Source organism: Wenyingzhuangia gracilariae (genome assembly GCF_056387575.1).
In genome coordinates this window covers 3387074-3404812 of sequence record NZ_CM150748.1, presented here as the reverse complement: position 1 = coordinate 3404812, position 17739 = coordinate 3387074, and the positions used below count along the sequence as shown (strand labels likewise).

The 17739-nt window shown below is 30.9% G+C and carries 14 protein-coding genes and 1 CRISPR repeat array (1 of these 15 running past the window's edge); of the genes, 9 read left to right on the top strand and 5 right to left on the bottom strand.

Annotation, left to right across the window (positions count from 1 at the left end; translation table 11 throughout):
• Positions 1-194: 194 nt before the first annotated feature.
• Entirely contained in the window at positions 195-596 is a 402-nt protein-coding gene (locus ACY2IJ_RS14865; protein WP_476725102.1) for an acyl-CoA thioesterase, read from the top strand.
• A gap of 1 nt (position 597) precedes the next feature.
• Here ACY2IJ_RS14865 and ACY2IJ_RS14860 read toward each other — a convergent pair whose 3' ends face one another.
• Genes ACY2IJ_RS14860 through ACY2IJ_RS14845 form a run of 4 tightly spaced genes read right to left on the bottom strand, consistent with a single transcriptional unit; the run spans position 598 to position 3598 of the window.
• Positions 598-1218 carry an IMPACT family protein gene (locus tag ACY2IJ_RS14860; RefSeq protein WP_476725101.1) on the bottom strand — a complete coding sequence of 207 codons (621 nt, stop codon included), beginning with the start codon at positions 1216-1218 and terminating at the stop codon, positions 598-600.
• Positions 1215-2081 (bottom strand): EamA/RhaT family transporter, encoded by an 867-nt coding sequence (locus ACY2IJ_RS14855; RefSeq protein WP_476725100.1) that lies wholly within the window; start codon positions 2079-2081, stop codon positions 1215-1217. Before ACY2IJ_RS14855 ends, ACY2IJ_RS14860 begins: the two co-directional genes overlap by 4 nt.
• Positions 2082-3131: a bifunctional diaminohydroxyphosphoribosylaminopyrimidine deaminase/5-amino-6-(5-phosphoribosylamino)uracil reductase RibD gene (gene ribD / locus ACY2IJ_RS14850; protein ID WP_476725099.1), complete on the bottom strand. Its 1050-nt coding sequence runs from the start codon at positions 3129-3131 to the stop codon at positions 2082-2084.
• On the bottom strand, positions 3131-3598 hold the full coding sequence (locus tag ACY2IJ_RS14845; protein ID WP_476725098.1) for a hypothetical protein: 468 nt from the start codon (positions 3596-3598) through the stop codon (positions 3131-3133). The genes ribD and ACY2IJ_RS14845 overlap by 1 nt, the downstream gene beginning before the upstream one ends.
• A 49-nt stretch (positions 3599-3647) precedes the next feature.
• On the opposite strand from ACY2IJ_RS14845, the gene prmC reads away from it, so the two are divergent.
• The 5 genes from prmC (at position 3648) to ACY2IJ_RS14820 (ending at position 8634) form a co-directional block, all read left to right on the top strand.
• Positions 3648-4493, top strand: a complete 846-nt coding sequence (gene prmC, locus ACY2IJ_RS14840; RefSeq protein ID WP_476725097.1) for a peptide chain release factor N(5)-glutamine methyltransferase — start codon at positions 3648-3650, stop codon at positions 4491-4493.
• A gap of 115 nt (positions 4494-4608) precedes the next feature.
• Positions 4609-5286 (top strand): tRNA (guanosine(37)-N1)-methyltransferase TrmD, encoded by a 678-nt coding sequence (gene trmD / locus ACY2IJ_RS14835; protein WP_476725096.1) that lies wholly within the window; start codon positions 4609-4611, stop codon positions 5284-5286.
• A 124-nt stretch (positions 5287-5410) separates the two neighbouring features.
• Positions 5411-5764: a 50S ribosomal protein L19 gene (gene rplS, locus ACY2IJ_RS14830; protein WP_476725095.1), complete on the top strand. Its 354-nt coding sequence runs from the start codon at positions 5411-5413 to the stop codon at positions 5762-5764.
• Between the two features lie 203 nt (positions 5765-5967).
• Positions 5968-8178: an NADP-dependent isocitrate dehydrogenase gene (locus tag ACY2IJ_RS14825; protein ID WP_476725094.1), complete on the top strand. Its 2211-nt coding sequence runs from the start codon at positions 5968-5970 to the stop codon at positions 8176-8178.
• 96 nt (positions 8179-8274) lie between these two features.
• Positions 8275-8634, top strand: a complete 360-nt coding sequence (locus ACY2IJ_RS14820; RefSeq protein WP_476725093.1) for a hypothetical protein — start codon at positions 8275-8277, stop codon at positions 8632-8634.
• 61 nt (positions 8635-8695) lie between these two features.
• On the opposite strand, the gene ACY2IJ_RS14815 is transcribed toward ACY2IJ_RS14820, so the two are convergent.
• Complete coding sequence (locus ACY2IJ_RS14815; protein WP_476725092.1) at positions 8696-9835, bottom strand: NAD(P)/FAD-dependent oxidoreductase; 1140 nt, start codon at positions 9833-9835, stop codon at positions 8696-8698.
• A 290-nt stretch (positions 9836-10125) separates the two neighbouring features.
• Between ACY2IJ_RS14815 and cas9 the strand changes: the two genes are divergently transcribed.
• From cas9 to cas2, 3 genes are read left to right on the top strand one after another with little or no spacing between them, the layout of a single operon-like run.
• Positions 10126-14295, top strand: a complete 4170-nt coding sequence (cas9, locus tag ACY2IJ_RS14810) for a type II CRISPR RNA-guided endonuclease Cas9 (RefSeq protein ID WP_476725091.1) — start codon at positions 10126-10128, stop codon at positions 14293-14295.
• 14 nt (positions 14296-14309) lie between these two features.
• The gene (gene cas1, locus ACY2IJ_RS14805; RefSeq protein ID WP_476725090.1) at positions 14310-15197 is read left to right on the top strand and encodes a type II CRISPR-associated endonuclease Cas1; all 888 of its coding nucleotides are present in this window, start codon (positions 14310-14312) and stop codon (positions 15195-15197) included.
• A gap of 6 nt (positions 15198-15203) precedes the next feature.
• Positions 15204-15542: a CRISPR-associated endonuclease Cas2 gene (gene cas2, locus ACY2IJ_RS14800; protein WP_476725089.1), complete on the top strand. Its 339-nt coding sequence runs from the start codon at positions 15204-15206 to the stop codon at positions 15540-15542.
• Between the two features lie 277 nt (positions 15543-15819).
• A CRISPR array of direct repeats spans positions 15820-17739; the repeat unit is 46 nt; unit sequence CTTGTGATTCCTCACATAAAAATACAATTTGAAATCAATTCACAAC; it runs 1620 nt beyond the window's last position.

Sequence of the window (17739 nt, the reverse complement as noted above, 5' to 3'; positions counted from 1 at the left end):
AGTATTCGTTAGCACTTAATTAGTTTAGTTTTATTCTGTTATTTTTGCACCAAATTGACTGACCTAAATCAATTAAATAAGGTACTTCTTGGGGACTACAAATGTGTGAATAAAATTCATTAAAAAAAAACCGTTTGCCTATTGTATTTAATGTTTTTTTTACATACAATATATTAGGTTTTAAAGATTAACATATGATAAGTAAGGATTATAGTTTTAGAGTAAAATATTACGAAACAGATAAAATGCAATATGTACACCATAGCAACTATGCAAAATACTTCGAAACCGCTCGTATTGAATGGCTTAGAGATGCTGGCATCTCTTACAAAAGTATGGAAGATCAAGGTGTAATGCTACCTGTTGTAAACTTAAATACTGTTTTTAAAAAACCCGCAAAGTACGATGATTTTTTAACCGTTAAAACTGCTATAAAACAGGTTCCTGATGTAAAGATAATTTTTACCTACAAAGTGTATAATCAACACAATGAATTGTTAACAACTGGAGAATCTACCTTGGTGTTTGTAGACATGAAAAAAAACAGACCTATCAGGTGTCCAGAAAATATTTTAAACACAATTATAAATCAATAATTTATAGTTCCTCTAATCGTTTAATGTTTACACAACGTAATTCTTCAAAAGATTGGATGACATTTTTAAAAATAGCTTTGGGTACTAATAATGTAAAATTACAATCTAAATACATTTCTTGTTGTTGTATTTCTAAGTCAAATGTTTTTATAACACGCATTACCTTATTTACGTTTTCATAAGAACTGTTAATAAGAAGTGTATTTTTTATTGTTTTTTCTTCTATTGAAGCTTGCTGTAGTGTTTCTTCTGCACAAGTTCTATAAGCTTTTATCAGCCCACCTACACCTAATTTAACTCCTCCAAAGTAACGTACTACAATTAACAAAACATTGGTAACATCAAAAGCTAGCAATTGTCCATAAATAGGTTGTCCTGCTGTATTGCTAGGTTCTCCATCATCGTTTACTCTGTATATCAATCCATCAAACCCTAAACGATATGCATAACACCAATGCCTAGCATCATGATATTGTTTTTTTATATTTTCTAATGCTTCTTTAACGTCATTCTCTGTGGTTACAGGAATTAAATAACCAATAAATTTACTTCCCTTTTCTTTGTAAAGTATTTGCTCTACAGATGTATCAATTGTTTTATATGTGGTTAACTCTTTACTCATATAGCAAAATAAAGTATAATAATGGCCGCAGCAGACATTCCTATTCCTATATAATTCTGTTTGCTTAATTTTTCTTTATACAAAACCACTCCTAAAAAAACAGATAGCAACACCACCAACAAGTTGTTTAAAGAAAACACTAACGCTGTTTGTATGGTTCCGTGAGACAAAGCTTTTAAAATGTAATAGATAGAAAAATAGTTAGGGACTCCTAAAACCAAACCTCCAACAATACTTTTAAATGTAATACGGATTTTTCCTAATGCATATTTTATCAAACACACCACAACTCCTATGACTCCACAAAACCAAAATAATGAAGTAGAAAAAATGGCAATTTCCTGCTGAGGAACTAAAAAAGTTTGCATGTGATTGATTAAGGAATCTGCCAAGCCACTCCCTATAAAAATAAGAAAAGGTAAATACCAAAAACGCTTGTCAAACTTATCTACTCCTTCTTTTTTAGACGTAAACCAACCCCCTATCAAAGCCGCTACAATTCCAAGTATTTTTAAAGGTCCTAATGCTTCATTATACAACAGTACACCAAAACCAATGGGAATTACTACGCTCATTTTATTGGCAACAGACATTACAGACAAACCTCCTTTTTGAGCAGTGAGTGCCATTAAATTAAATACAATAATAAAAATTATAGAAATTCCAACAGCCCCCCAAACCCAAGGCTTGTCTACATAAAAAGTAGTAAAAGTAAAAGAACCACTAAAAAAACTACCTATAAATAATGCTGTAAAATAACTAACTACAATCCCTACAAGATTGTCTATATTAAACCTATTAAACTCTTTTAGTATTAAAAAAACAGCTGTTGTAAAAAGAATACTCAGTAAAAGATAAATCATTTAAATATTGCTATAATGTTGCCATAAATCTCCACCAACAACAGATTGTTTTTGTGGTTTCTTTTTTAAATCTGGTGCTTTTACCCCTTTATCAAAAGTTGTTGCTCCTACAAAAACAAAGGCTTCATCCCATAAATTTTCATCCATAAAAGAAGTTAACAATTGTTTTCCTCCTTCTACCAATACAGATTGTATGTTTTCCTGATGCAATTCTGCCAAAACTTGAGGCAAAATACGTTTAGAAAAATCTATAGTTTTAAAGACCACCTGTTCATGAACTGCTTGTTTTTCTGTAAAAACAATGGTTTTTACCTTTCCATTGTACAAATGATATGTTTCAGGAACTTTTAAGGTTCTATCTATCAATATTCTTATAGGAGACATTCCTCCAAATGTACGAGTCGTTAACGTAGGGTTGTCTTTTAATGCTGTTTTAGTCCCCACTAAAATGGCATGTTCCAACGCTCTTAATTGATGCACTTTTTGTCGAGACAACTCATTAGAAATCCATGTAGGTTTGGCATCTTCAATTCCATCAACTACTCTTTCTCTGTCTATAAACCCATCTTTAGTTTCTGCCCATTTTAAAATTACATAAGGTCTTTGCTTGTTATGAAACGTTAAAAACCGTTTGTGCAATTCCAAACACTGTTCTTCTAACACTCCTACATGTACTTCTCTTCCTGCTTTTAATAAAATTTCTATTCCCTTACCCGATACTTTAGAAAAAGTATCCATACAACCTATATAAATTTTAGGAATTTTTTTAGCTTCTATTAAATTAGCACAGGGTGGTGTTTTTCCATAATGTGAACAAGGTTCTAACGTAACATATAGGGTAGATTTACTTAGCAAACTTTCATCTTTTACCGAATTAATTGCGTTTACCTCTGCATGCGGACCTCCGTAAGCACTTGTATAACCTTCTCCTATAATTTTACCATCGCATACAATTACAGCTCCTACAGACGGATTAGGATAAGCCAATCTGGTTCCTTTTTCTGCCAAATTAACTGCACGTTGCATGTATGTTAAATGTACAGCATCCATTATTTTAATATTTTAACTTTTTCAGAAAAATGAATAGGATATTCTTTGGTAACTAAAAATTTTCTAAACGTAGCTTTTCCATCTAACTTTACATCTATTTGGTTGGTTAAAATACTATTTAGAATAGACCCTAACAATCCTTTTTTAGAATCAAACAATTGACCATAAGACAATTTAATCTCCAACGGAACCGAAAAATCTTTTCTAGAAGGTACTTTTACTTCTTGGTTTTTTAAATTTCCTAAATCTATATTGTTCACCACTGCGTGTATGTCTTTTAAAGACATTTTTCCGCCTACTCTATTTGGATTGTTAAACCTTAAACCCGCCTTAATCGTAATAGAATCATTAATAATTTTAGACACCTTTACACCACCTACTCCTCTATATTCTGGAGCTTTTAAATTGGAACAAGACACTACAAAAACTGTAGTAATAAAAAGGAAACTTAATTTTACGAACTTCATATGTGTATATTTGTACTTGCAACAAAAATATCAATAAATAAACCAATTAATGACTTTACTAACATTTAAACAAAAACTTTATACCACTTTAGAGAGTCATTATCCTAAAACTGAATTGGATTCTTTTTTTAAATTGATTTTAGAAGATGTATTAAAATTATCTAAAATTGATTTTGCTTTAAATCCAAATATGGAAATTTTAGGAGAACAAGTTTCTAAGATTGATGAAATTTTAAACGGATTAAGTCAACATCAACCTATTCAACATTTAATTGGTTTTACAGAGTTTATGGATTTAAAACTAGAAGTAAATCAGCATGTGTTAATTCCAAGACCCGAAACCGAAGAATTAATTCGTTGGATTTTAAACGATTCTTCTACCAACACAACCTCTACTATTTTAGACATCGGAACCGGATCCGGATGCATTCCTATTGCACTCGCTAAACATATAAAAAATGCCAAGGTTACTACTATTGATGTTTCTAGCAAAGCTATAGCAACTGCCCAAAGAAATGCAACTCACAATAAAGCAGATGTTCAATTTTTACATCAAGATATTTTAGCAACCGAAAAACTTACAGCAACTTATGATGTAATTGTTAGCAATCCACCTTATGTTAGAAATTTAGAAAAACAAGAAATGCAAAAAAACGTATTGAATTACGAACCTCATTTAGCCTTATTTGTTTCAGATGATGATCCTTTAATTTTTTATAAAAAAATTGCCGAGTTGGCCAAAACAGCTCTAAGCCCCAACGGAGCATTGTATTACGAAATCAATCAATATTTAGGAACAGAAACCATTGATTTGTTACAAAACATTGGATTTAAACATGTTGAACTTAAAAAAGATGTATTTGGAAACGATCGAATGATTAAAGCTTCTGTATAGTACAAAGTATCGGGCATATGGTATCTAGTAGTAATCGGATAGCTTTGTACTGAATACTTTCTACTTGATACTTGATACTTGATACTAAACACTTACTTTTGCAAAAAACTTTTATATGCGTATAGACATTATTACCGTATCGCCAGAATTGATCCAAAGTCCGTTTGAGCACTCTATTATGAAAAGAGCTCAAGACAAAGGTTTAGCAGAAATTCACTTTCATAATTTAAGAGATTATGCCATTAATGATTACGGTAAAATTGACGATATGCAATTTGGTGGAGGTGCCGGAATGGTATTAATGATAGAACCTATTGATACTTGTATTAGCAAACTAAAAGCAGAAAGAGATTATGATGAAATTATTTACATGACTCCAGATGCCCCAACACTAAACCAACGCACTGCCAACACACTTTCTTTAAAAGAAAACATGATTATTTTATGTGGTCATTACAAAGGTGTAGACCAACGCGTAAGAGATTTGTTTATTACCAAAGAAATATCTATTGGTGATTATGTTTTAAGCGGAGGAGAATTAGGTGCTGCTGTATTGTGCGACACCATTCTTAGATTAATTCCTGGTGTTTTAGGTGATGAAACCTCTGCTTTAACAGACTCTTTTCAAGACGATTTATTATCTCCACCAGTATACACAAGACCTGCCGATTACAAAGGAACCAAAGTACCCGAAGTTCTAACTAGTGGAAATTTTCCTAAAATAGAAGAATGGAGATCTGACAAAGCCTTAGAAATCACACAAAAAGTTAGACCTGACTTGTTAGAGGAATAATTCATTTTTTTTTAACATTTTTAGGATTATGTAATTTTTTGTTCTTATTTTTGCAGTCCTAAATTAACCTCTGACGATACTCGTGAATGTTATTTTAGAAAACAACCATGATAAAAAATCTAAAATGGAAAATTTAGTAAAATTTGTACAAGACGAATTTGTAGCAAAAAAAGAATTACCAAACTTTAAAGCCGGAGATACAATTACTGTATACTACGAAATTAAAGAAGGGGCTAAAACAAGAACACAGTTTTTTAAAGGTGTAGTAATCCAAAGAAGAGGAACTGGTGCTTCTGAAACATTTACCATCCGTAAAATGTCTGGAACAGTTGGTGTAGAACGTATCTTCCCTATCAACTTACCAGCTATTCAAAAAATTGAATTGAACAAACAAGGTAAAGTTCGTAGAGCTAGAATTTATTACTTTAAAGAACTTACTGGTAAAAAAGCAAGAATTAAAGAAGTTAGAAGAAAATAATTTCTTTTTATTCCACACATTAAAAGCTCAATACTCTAGTATTGAGCTTTTTTTATAAATTTAAAATAGCACAGTTTTTCATAAAATCGTTATGATTTTAACAGGATACCAAATAAGCTAAATATATTAGTACATTTGCAAAACTTATAACCCTTGTGTTTATAAAATAGAACTATCAAAAAAATAAATATTAAAGAATTAAAATGGCAACAGAAAATTCAAAAATCATCTATACGCTTACAGACGAAGCACCCGCTTTAGCAACGTATTCATTATTACCAATTATCAAAGCTTTTACAAGTAAAGCAGGTATTGAAGTTGAAACAAGAGACATCTCTTTAGCAGGAAGAATATTAGCTAATTTTCCTGAATTTTTAACAGATGATCAAAAAATTTCTGATGCTTTGGCTGAACTAGGAGAATTGGCTAAAACTCCTGAAGCTAATATTATTAAATTACCTAATATTTCAGCATCTATACCTCAGTTACAGGCAGCTATTAAAGAATTACAGGCTAAAGGCTTTAACATTCCTAACTACCCTGCAACTCCAGTAACTCCAGAGGAAAAAGAAATAAAAGCAACCTATGCAAAAGTATTAGGGTCTGCCGTAAACCCTGTATTACGTGAAGGAAATTCAGACCGTAGAGCTCCTAAAGCAGTAAAAAACTACGCAAAGAAAAACCCACACCGTATGGGAGCATGGAGCAAAGACTCTAAAACGCATGTAGCTTCTATGGATGCGAATGATTTTTATGGTTCAGAAAAATCTACAACCATAGAAAATGCTACTGAATTTAAAATTACTTTTAACGGAAACGACTTAAAAGGATACGCTCCTTTAAAAGCCGGAGAAGTAATTGATTGTTCTGTAATGAGCATCAATTCTTTAAAAGAATACGCTGCCAAAGAAATTGCAGATGCTAAAGCAAACGGAGTGTTGTTATCATTACACATGAAAGCAACCATGATGAAAGTTTCTGATCCAATTATTTTTGGAGCAATTGTAGAAGTTTTCTATAAAGATGTTTTTGAGAAATATGCTGATTTATTTGCAGAACTAGGAATTACAGCAACCAATGGTTTGGGAGATGTATATGCTAAAATTGCTGGTCATCGTAAGGAAGACGAAATAAAAGCTGCTATTGATGCTGTTTATGCTGATGCTCCTGCTGTTGCTATGGTAAATTCAGACAAAGGTATTACCAACTTACACGTACCTTCTGATGTAATTGTAGATGCATCTATGCCAGCTATGATTCGTACTTCAGGACAAATGTGGAATGCAGAAGGACAACAACAAGACACAAAAGCTTTAATTCCAGACAGATGTTATGCTGGAGTTTTTCAAGCAACTATAGATTTTTGTAAAGAAAATGGTGCTTTTGACCCTACAACCATGGGAACTACTCCAAACGTAGGATTGATGGCTCAAAAAGCAGAAGAATACGGATCTCACGATAAAACATTCCAATTAGAAGAAGCAGGAACAGTACAAGTTATAGATAAAGAAGGAAATGTATTGTTAGAACAAACTGTTGAAGCTGGTGATGTTTTTAGAATGTGTCAAGTAAAAGATGCTCCTATTCAAGATTGGGTTAAATTAGCAGTAAACAGAGCAAGTGCTACAGGATGGCCTGCAGTTTTCTGGTTAGATGAAAACAGAGCTCACGATGCAGAAATTATTAAGAAAGTAAACAAATACTTAAAAGACCATAATACAGAAGGATTAGAAATTTTAATCAAATCCCCTATTGAAGCGACAAAATATACTTTAGAAAGAGTAAAAGCTGGATTGGATACAATTTCTGTAACAGGTAACGTATTACGTGATTACTTAACAGATTTATTCCCAATTTTAGAATTAGGTACGTCTGCTAAAATGTTATCTATTGTTCCTTTAATGAATGGTGGAGGATTGTTTGAAACTGGTGCAGGAGGTTCGGCTCCAAAACACGTACAACAATTAATAGAAGAAAATTACTTACGTTGGGATTCTTTAGGAGAATTTTTAGCATTGGCTGTTTCTTTAGAGCATTTAAGCGATAAATACAACAACCCACAAGCACAAGTATTAGCAGATACTTTAGATGCTGCAACTGGTAAATTCTTAGATACTGACAAATCTCCAACACGTAAAATTGGTGGTATAGATAACAGAGGTTCTCACTTCTATTTAGGACTATATTGGGCTCAAGAGTTAGCAGCTCAAAACAAAGATGCTGAGTTGAAAGAAATTTTTACTCCAGTAGCAGAAGCTTTAACAGCTAACGAAGCTAAAATAGTTGAAGAATTAATTTCTGTTCAAGGAAAACCTGCTAATATTGGTGGTTACTACAGTATGAATAGTGAATTAACATCTGCAGTTATGAGAGCTAGTACTACATTAAATACAATTATAGACGGAATAGCTTAAAACTATAAAATTTTATAAAAATAAAAACCTCGCTAAAATTAGCGAGGTTTTTATTTTTATGTAATATCTTTAATCTAAAATTAAACGAATTTATATATGAAAATTGGAGCTTTAATCACTATTATAATAAGTGAATTGTTAATTTTAATGCTAACTTCTTTAAACATAAACTCTAACAGTATTAGTTTTGTTAGTACATTAGTTGTTGTTGTTATTGTTGCTTTTTCTTTTTCTGCCTTATTGCAAAACATTAAAAGTTTAACTAGTTCTAAAAAATACGGAATTAGTGGTGTTATAGGTGTTATTGCAGGAATACTTTACTTTTGGTTAACGAGCAAACATTTTGAAACTATTGTAACATGGTTGCACAAATACGGAGTTTCTATTTTATTAGTCGTTATCTTAATTTGTGTGATTTATCTTTTTCAGGGTAAAAAGACCAAACAAACCATATAACAAAAAAACGCTTAGCTATATATATATGGCTAAGCGTTTTTTATATTCTACATATAGCTTTTTACAAAGCCATTTTCTCTTTTAGTTTTTCTTTTATTTTTCCCATTACATCTTTAGGGTACAATCTATCTCCCATAAAAATATCAGTCATTGCCTCACCAAAACGTTGACCATAATTTTTCAATAATGTTTTTCTGATCAACTTGTTACTATAAAACAATTTAGCCAACTTCATAGAGGTTAACAATTCTGGCATTATGGTACTTTCTATAATATCTGTATACGTTTTAGCAGCTTGTTCACTATCATTTCCAGCTTCTACAATTGCTTGGGCTACTAATTTACCACTGTAAATTGCGTTAGAAATTCCTTCTGCTGTTAAAGGGTCTGCAAAACCTGCTGCATCTCCAATTAAAAAAACGTTGTTTTTCACATAACCATCTGTTCTAGGAGTAACAGGAATTTGGTATCCGTGTTTTTCTATATGTAATATTTCTTCAATACCTAAGAATTTAATGTATTCTGCACAATATTCCTTTATTCTTCTATCATCTTTAAGAATTGCTCCTACTCCTATAGATAAGTGATTCTTTTTAGGAAAACACCAACCGTAACCTGCAGGAATCGCATCTATGTCAAATCGTATTTCTTTAGACAAACGTTCAAAATCGGCATCGTTTACTTCTATTTCATATTCTAATGCTGGAATTAACGTTCTGGTGTCTTTTTTCCAGCCTGCCATTTTTGCTACTTGGCTATACACACCATCTGCAGCAATAACATAGGTCGCAGAAATAGTTCCTTGAGTTGTTTCCAATTCAACAACATCATCTTTCTTTTCTAATTTTGTAACCTTACAACCTTCTATAAGTTCTACTCCCAACTCTTGTCCTTTTTTAACAATCAAGTTGTCAAAAGTATCACGCATAACTAAAGACACAATGGGCTCATCACGTTCCGTCGTAAAATGAATATCCCCCATATAGATATCAATTTTTTTAAACTCAATATCTACTACTTCAGAAATATCAAAAGGCATATTTTTTCTACCTCTATACACAAAACCTCCTCCACAAACTTTATATCTTGGTAGTGTTTCTTTTTCTAAAATTACTGTTTTAAGTCCTGCTTTAGCTAAATGAAAGGCTGCAGAAGCTCCTGAAGGTCCGCTTCCTACTACAGCTACATCAAATTTGTTCATGAAATATTTTTTATCGCTAATATAAATGATTCTTTCAAAAAACAAAGTACTAAAAACTGAATAACCTATTAAAAAGAAAACGACAACCGAAGTTGCCGTTTTAAATGTTTTCACAACGGAATAATCCTTATTGTGAATTGATTTCAAATTGTAATGCTAATATAAAAATTATTGGTAAATCTTAACATAAATCATTACATTTATTTCAGTCTTTTAAAAATTGCTATTTAAGACTTCTAAAAAACATTAACAATCTGCTACTATCTCTAGTAGTGGATATATACAATATTATGAGAAAAATACTAGGACTAGACTTAGGAACCACATCTATTGGTTGGGCTTTAGTAAATGAAGCTGAAAATAAAAATGAAACTTCTGAAATTATTAAGCTGGGAGTAAGAGTAAATCCTTTAAGTACTGATGAGGTTACAGACTTTGAAAAAGGTAATCCTTTATCTGTAAATACTGATAGAACTTTAAAAAGAGGTGCTCGTAAAAATTTACAACGTTTTAAATTAAGAAGACAAAACTTAATAGAAGCTTTACTAAAAAACAATATTCTTAAACAAGAATCAGTTTTAACAGAAATAGGCAGTAATTCTACTTTTGAAACACTAAAGCTAAGAGCTAAAGCAGCCAAAAAACCTGTTACAAAAGAAGAATTTGCTAGAATATTATTAACTATCAATAAAAAAAGAGGATATAAAAGTAGTAGAAAAGCTAAAAATGAAGAGGAGGGAACTTTAATTGATGGTATGTCTGTTGCCAAAGAATTGTATGAAAACAACATAACTCCTGGTCAATATGTATATCAGCTATTAATAGATGGAAAAAAATATATTCCTGATTTTTACCAATCAGATTTAAAAAGTGAATTTTCAAAAATCTGGAAGTTTCAAAAACAATTTTATTCGGATATATTAACAGATGAACTTTTCCAAAATTTAGAAGGTAAAAACAAAAACCAAACATGGGCTATTTGTAAAGAGCCATTTAACATCAAAGGAATTACTCAAAAAGGGACAGCTACTGATAAAAGATTAGAAAAATACAAATGGAGAAGTGAATCCTTAAATACTAAAATTGATTTAGAAACTTTAGCCATTGTATTACAAGAAGTAAATAATGATTTAAACAAATCTAGTGGGTATTTGGGAGCTATTGGGGATAGAAGTAAAAAACTATACTTTAATAAAATAACCGTAGGAGAATACTTGTATCAACAAATAGAAAAAGACAGACATACAAGCTTAAAAAATCAAGTTTTTTATAGACAAGATTATTTAGATGAGTTTGAACAAATTTGGGAAACACAAGCTAAATCCCATCCAGAGCTAACAACTAATTTAAAAGAAGAAATAAGAGATATTATTATTTTTTATCAACGAAAATTAAAGTCTCAAAAAGGATTGATTAGTATTTGTGAGTTTGAACAAAAAACAATTGAAATAATAGTTGAAAATAAAGTTAAAAAGAAAACAATAGGTCCAAGAGTTGTTCCTAAATCATCTCCTGTATTTCAAGAATACAAAATATGGCAAGTATTAAATAACCTTAGTTTTACACCTAAAAAAGAAACTACAGTAAACCTTTTTAATCAAGAGTTTCCTGAAGAAATATTAACTCTAGAACAAAAGTATTTAATTTTTGAAGAACTAAACACAAGAGGAAAATTAAAAAGTGCTGAAGTTTTAAAACTACTGAAATTAAAATCAAAAAATTGGAAATGTAATTTTGAAGTTATTGAAGGAAATAATACCAATCAAGCTATTTACAATGTATTGCAACAAATTTCTGAAAACGAAGGACATGGTTTTGATTGGAGTAAAAAAAATGCTTCGGAAATAAAAGAAGAATTAAAAGCGACTTTACCAGAAATAGGAATCAATCCTAACATTTTAGATTTTGACATTAATGATGATAACTTTGAACAACAACTTTCTTATCAATTATGGCATTTATTATACTCAGTCGAAGATGATTCTAAAATTAGTAAAGAAGATGAAGCTATTTATGGAAAAACAGCTGTAAATCTTAAAAAGAAGCTTCATTTAAAATTTGGGATTCCTGTAAAATATACTTCTCTATTTGCAAATATTAGCTTACAACCAGATTATGGAAACTTAAGTACTAAGGCCATCCGTAAAATTATTCCTCACTTACAAGATGGAAATGAATATTCACAAGCTTGTACATTGGCAGGTTATAATCACTCTAACAGCATTACCAAAGAAGAAAATTTAAAGAGAGAGTTAAAAGAAAAACTAGAACTATTACCTAAAAATAGTTTAAGAAACCCGGTTGTAGAAAAGATTCTAAATCAGTTAGTAAATGTTGTCAATCAAATTATTGACACCTATGGAAAACCTGATGAAATTAGAATTGAATTGGCTAGAGAATTAAAAAAATCTGCAAAGCAACGTAAAGAAATGACTTCTGGTATTGCCTCTGCCACAAAGAGAAATGAGGACATAAAAAAAACGCTTCAAAAAGCTCCTTTTAACATTAAAAATCCCACTAAAAATGATGTCGTTAAATATCGTTTGTATCAAGAGTTAGAAACAAATGGTTTCAAAACTTTATACACCAATCAATACATAGAACCTCATAAACTATTTTCTAAAGAAATAGACATAGAGCATATTATCCCTAAAGCAAAATTGTTTGATGACTCATTTTCCAATAAAACATTGGCATTTAGAACTGTAAATCTTATAAAATCAGACATGACTTCTTATGATTTTATGGAAGATAAATACAATCACGATTTAGAAAATTATGTTTTAAGAGTAAAAACTTTATATGATAGCGGTGTTATTTCTAAAGGGAAATATTCCAAACTTTTAATGAAAGAAAGCAACTTGCCTGATGGATTTATTGAAAGGGATTTAAAAAACACACAATACATCGCTAAGAAAGCGAAAAACATGTTACAGGAAGTTGTTAGAAATGTAGTACCTACTACAGGAAGTATTACAGACAAACTAAGAGAAGATTGGGATTTGATTTATGTAATGAAAGAATTAAATCTTCCTAAATATAGAGAACTTGGTTTAACTGTTTTAGAAGAACGAAAAAATGGAAATAAAGTTGAACAAATTATAGATTGGACCAAACGAAACGACCATAGACACCATGCTATGGATGCTTTAGCAGTAGCTTTCACAACACACAATCATATTCAATATATTAATAACCTAAAGGCTAAAAATAACAAAACGAGCCCTATATATTCGATACAACAAATTATCACAAATAAGAACGATAAAGGGAAAAGAATATTTTCACAACCTATGCCTAACTTTAGAACAGAAGCTAAAAAACACATAGAAAGTATTTTAATCTCTTTTAAAACTAAAAATAAAGTAGTAACTAAAAATATTAATATCACAAAGGCTAAAAAGGGAACTTCAAAAAAAGTTCAATTAACTCCTAGAGGGCAATTGCACAAAGAAACTGTTTATGGTCGCTCAAAAAAAGAAATCGTAAAACAAGAAAAAATTGGAACTGCCTTTACTGTAGATAAAATTAAAACCGTTACACAACCAGAATACAGAACATTATTATTAAAAAGAATAACTGAATTTAACAACGATCCTAAAAAAGCATTTGGAGGTAAAAATGTACTTAGTAAAACACCTATACTATTAGCTAATGGTAAAGAAATGCCTTTAACTGTTACTACAAAAAAATACGAAGATGTATATACCATTCGTAAAGAAATAACTCCCGATTTAAAAATAGAAAAAGTACTAGATGCCAAAATCCGTGAGCTATTGTACAAAAGGATAGATACATTTAATGGAGATAAAAAAGCTGCTTTTTCAGACTTAAATAACAATCCTATTTGGCTGAATAAAGAAAAGGGAATCGCTATCAAAAGAGTTACCATTTCTGGAGTTGCCAACGTAGAATCTTTACATGACAAAAAAGACCATTTAGGAAATCTTATTTTAGATACAAATGGTAATACTCAACCTGTAGATTTTGTAAGTACCGGAAACAATCATCATGTGGCTATTTACAAAGATGAAAAAGGAAAACTACAAGAACAAGTAGTTTCTCTTTTTGATGCAATTGCTAGAGTTAATCAAGACCTGCCTATAGTAAACAAAAATTACAACAAAGACAAAGATTGGGAATTCTTATTTACACTCAAACAAAATGAACTATTTGTTTTTTCTACAGATGATTTCAATCCTAAAGAAGTAGATTTATTAGATGAAAAAAATTATGCTTTGATTAGTCCTCATTTGTTTAGAGTGCAGAAAATATCAACCAAGAATTATTTGTTTACACATCATTTAGAAACTAAGGCCATAGATAGTGATATACTAAAAAATAAAAAACAACTATCCGGAATCACTTATAATTCTATTAGAAGTACAGAGCCTTTAAGAAATATAATCAAAGTAAGAACCAATCATCTAGGTAATATCGTTCAAGTTGGAGAATATTAATCAATAATTGGATTATGATCAAACGCACCATCTACATAGGCAATCCTGCACATTTAAAACTAAAAAACCAACAATTATTGGTTCAAGAACCTTTGGGAAAGGTAAAAGGATCTGTGCCTATAGAAGACATGGCATTGTTGGTTTTAGATCATTATCAAATTACTATTAGTACACAGGTAATTAACAGCTTGCAAGGAAACGGAGTGTGTATTGTAACTTGTGATGCTCATCATTTGCCTTTTGGAATTACGTTGCCTCTTTACGGACACACAGAACATTCAGAACGTGTTAAATATCAATTGGACGTAAGCGAACCTTTAAAAAAACAATTATGGAAACAAACCATCCAACAAAAAATTAAAAACCAAGAAGCTTTACTTAAACTCAACAACCGAGTTTATGAGCCTATGGAAGAATATAGAACCGCCACCAAAAGTGGAGATACTACCAATACCGAAGGAAAAGCTGCACAACATTATTGGAAACATTTATTTCCAGAGTTTCAACGAAACCGATTTGGAGATGCTCCCAATGCATTGCTAAATTTTGGTTATGCTATTTTACGGAGCATTGTAGCCCGAGCTTTGGTAAGTTCTGGTTTATTACCTGTATTGGGCTTATTTCATAAAAACAAATACAATCCCTATTGTTTGGCAGATGATGTGATGGAACCCTACCGTCCTTTTGTAGATAAAATGGTGGTAAATTATGTGAATAATTTTGGAGAGACAGATGAGTTAACTAAAGATGTAAAAGCCTATTTATTAGGAATTGCTACACAAGATGTTTGGATAGATGGACAACAAAGACCTTTATTAGTCGCTGTTACCACCACCACAGCTTCTTTATACAAATGTTATACAGGAGAACTAAGAACTATTAAATACCCCGAACTAGATTGATAACCTATGTCACAAGACAGATTTAACGCTTATAGAATTATGTGGGTATTGGTATTTTTTGATTTGCCTACCGAAACCAAAGTAGAACGAAGGGCTGCAAATTTGTTTCGAAAGGATTTAATTAAAGATGGTTTTGATATGTTTCAATTCTCCATCTACCTACGCAATTGTCCAAGTAGAGAAAATGCCAATGTACATATCAAACGTGTTAAAAATGCCTTACCCAAACATGGTAAAATTGGAATTTTATGTGTTACCGACAAACAATTTGGAAATATGGAATTATTTCATGGTAAAAAACAAACAGATTTACCAGGTACTACCCAACAATTAGAACTTTTTTAACAAAGGTCATCGAGTAGAGTTAAGTTAAGGACTAGAGCTTATAAATAATCAATTATTACAAACGGTCATCGCGCGGAGTCGAGATGAGATCAACTTAAGTACACAGAATAAATTTTATATAAAATGCATTAAATAATTCTTTACTTAGCTCTATCATCAAAAGCTTAGAATTTTAAAATTGGAGTTTAACATTAACGATATAGATAAAATAAATCTTTTTTATATTTCTAAAAAACAATCCCCAAACCTTTATTTATCTAAAGTTTTGGGGATTGACCTTGTGATTCCTCACATAAAAATACAATTTGAAATCAATTCACAACGAAAAAGATTTTCATAATTTTATTGATGTCTTGTGATTCCTCACATAAAAATACAATTTGAAATCAATTCACAACTCGTCAACAGCTTTAAGTATAGCTTTTTCACTTGTGATTCCTCACATAAAAATACAATTTGAAATCAATTCACAACAGCAACATACTCAGCATACACACCTCCCGCCTTGTGATTCCTCACATAAAAATACAATTTGAAATCAATTCACAACTTCCAACCGCATTAATATATGCGCAAGCTACTTGTGATTCCTCACATAAAAATACAATTTGAAATCAATTCACAACCCTTATGTTTTGTTGATTGGCTTCTTTGTTCTTGTGATTCCTCACATAAAAATACAATTTGAAATCAATTCACAACAAGCACCTAGCGGTGGTTACTTCGGTAAAACTTGTGATTCCTCACATAAAAATACAATTTGAAATCAATTCACAACAGATAAAATAATAGGTTTTTTTAATACTAGCTTGTGATTCCTCACATAAAAATACAATTTGAAATCAATTCACAACACAGCTATTAATAATGTGTTAACTGCAAAACTTGTGATTCCTCACATAAAAATACAATTTGAAATCAATTCACAACGGAACTGAGCGAGGTCATGCCCTCTATAACTTGTGATTCCTCACATAAAAATACAATTTGAAATCAATTCACAACCCAAAACTATTTTTTTTGTTTCTGTAATTACTTGTGATTCCTCACATAAAAATACAATTTGAAATCAATTCACAACGCTTCTGCAGCTGCTTTAGCAGAACCTCCGCTTGTGATTCCTCACATAAAAATACAATTTGAAATCAATTCACAACGTAGTAGAGTATAATCCTACGTTTGATGAACTTGTGATTCCTCACATAAAAATACAATTTGAAATCAATTCACAACGTATAGCGACTTAAAGCACTAAGTAAATTACTTGTGATTCCTCACATAAAAATACAATTTGAAATCAATTCACAACTTTAATTTAGCAAAACAAAACGAGAGCAAACTTGTGATTCCTCACATAAAAATACAATTTGAAATCAATTCACAACTAAAATGTTAATTGTTTGCTCTAAAAATGTCTTGTGATTCCTCACATAAAAATACAATTTGAAATCAATTCACAACGTAAACCTGTAGCAGATGTTAAGAAATGGTCTTGTGATTCCTCACATAAAAATACAATTTGAAATCAATTCACAACGTAATCTGTAGGTTCTTGAGCATCTAATTGCTTGTGATTCCTCACATAAAAATACAATTTGAAATCAATTCACAACGCCATTTTAGGAGAATCTTCAAACTCTATACTTGTGATTCCTCACATAAAAATACAATTTGAAATCAATTCACAACAAGCCATCCGCAGAAGTGTAAGGCAACACACTTGTGATTCCTCACATAAAAATACAATTTGAAATCAATTCACAACGTTGGTGTTGGTTTTGTTTTTAAAAGCTGCCTTGTGATTCCTCACATAAAAATACAATTTGAAATCAATTCACAACAACCCACCTATTTAGGTAAAACCAAAATTACTTGTGATTCCTCACATAAAAATACAATTTGAAATCAATTCACAACAGTAACTCAAATAAATAGGTCTTTTGTTATCTTGTGATTCCTCACATAAAAATACAATTTGAAATCAATTCACAACACCTAGTACAAAAATTCATTCATTAGGTAACTTGTGATTCCTCACATAAAAATACAATTTGAAATCAATTCACAACGGGCTGTTGGTTTTAAAAAAGAAATAATATCTTGTGATTCCTCACATAAAAATACAATTTGAAATCAATTCACAACGGAATAGATGAAGTTTTGTTGGATTATTCGCTTGTGATTCCTCACATAAAAA

Coding starts and splice junctions, on each gene's coding strand:
- prmC (WP_476725097.1), top strand. CDS start 3,648: ATGACTTTACTAACATTTAAACAAAAACTTTATACCACTTTAGAGAGT.
- trmD (WP_476725096.1), top strand. CDS start 4,609: ATGCGTATAGACATTATTACCGTATCGCCAGAATTGATCCAAAGTCCG.
- cas1 (WP_476725090.1), top strand. CDS start 14,310: ATGATCAAACGCACCATCTACATAGGCAATCCTGCACATTTAAAACTA.
- ACY2IJ_RS14815 (WP_476725092.1), bottom strand. CDS start 9,835: ATGAACAAATTTGATGTAGCTGTAGTAGGAAGCGGACCTTCAGGAGCT.
- ACY2IJ_RS14860 (WP_476725101.1), bottom strand. CDS start 1,218: ATGAGTAAAGAGTTAACCACATATAAAACAATTGATACATCTGTAGAG.
- cas9 (WP_476725091.1), top strand. CDS start 10,126: ATGAGAAAAATACTAGGACTAGACTTAGGAACCACATCTATTGGTTGG.
- ACY2IJ_RS14845 (WP_476725098.1), bottom strand. CDS start 3,598: ATGAAGTTCGTAAAATTAAGTTTCCTTTTTATTACTACAGTTTTTGTA.
- ACY2IJ_RS14865 (WP_476725102.1), top strand. CDS start 195: ATGATAAGTAAGGATTATAGTTTTAGAGTAAAATATTACGAAACAGAT.
- ACY2IJ_RS14825 (WP_476725094.1), top strand. CDS start 5,968: ATGGCAACAGAAAATTCAAAAATCATCTATACGCTTACAGACGAAGCA.
- ribD (WP_476725099.1), bottom strand. CDS start 3,131: ATGGATGCTGTACATTTAACATACATGCAACGTGCAGTTAATTTGGCA.
- cas2 (WP_476725089.1), top strand. CDS start 15,204: ATGTCACAAGACAGATTTAACGCTTATAGAATTATGTGGGTATTGGTA.
- rplS (WP_476725095.1), top strand. CDS start 5,411: ATGGAAAATTTAGTAAAATTTGTACAAGACGAATTTGTAGCAAAAAAA.
- ACY2IJ_RS14855 (WP_476725100.1), bottom strand. CDS start 2,081: ATGATTTATCTTTTACTGAGTATTCTTTTTACAACAGCTGTTTTTTTA.
- ACY2IJ_RS14820 (WP_476725093.1), top strand. CDS start 8,275: ATGAAAATTGGAGCTTTAATCACTATTATAATAAGTGAATTGTTAATT.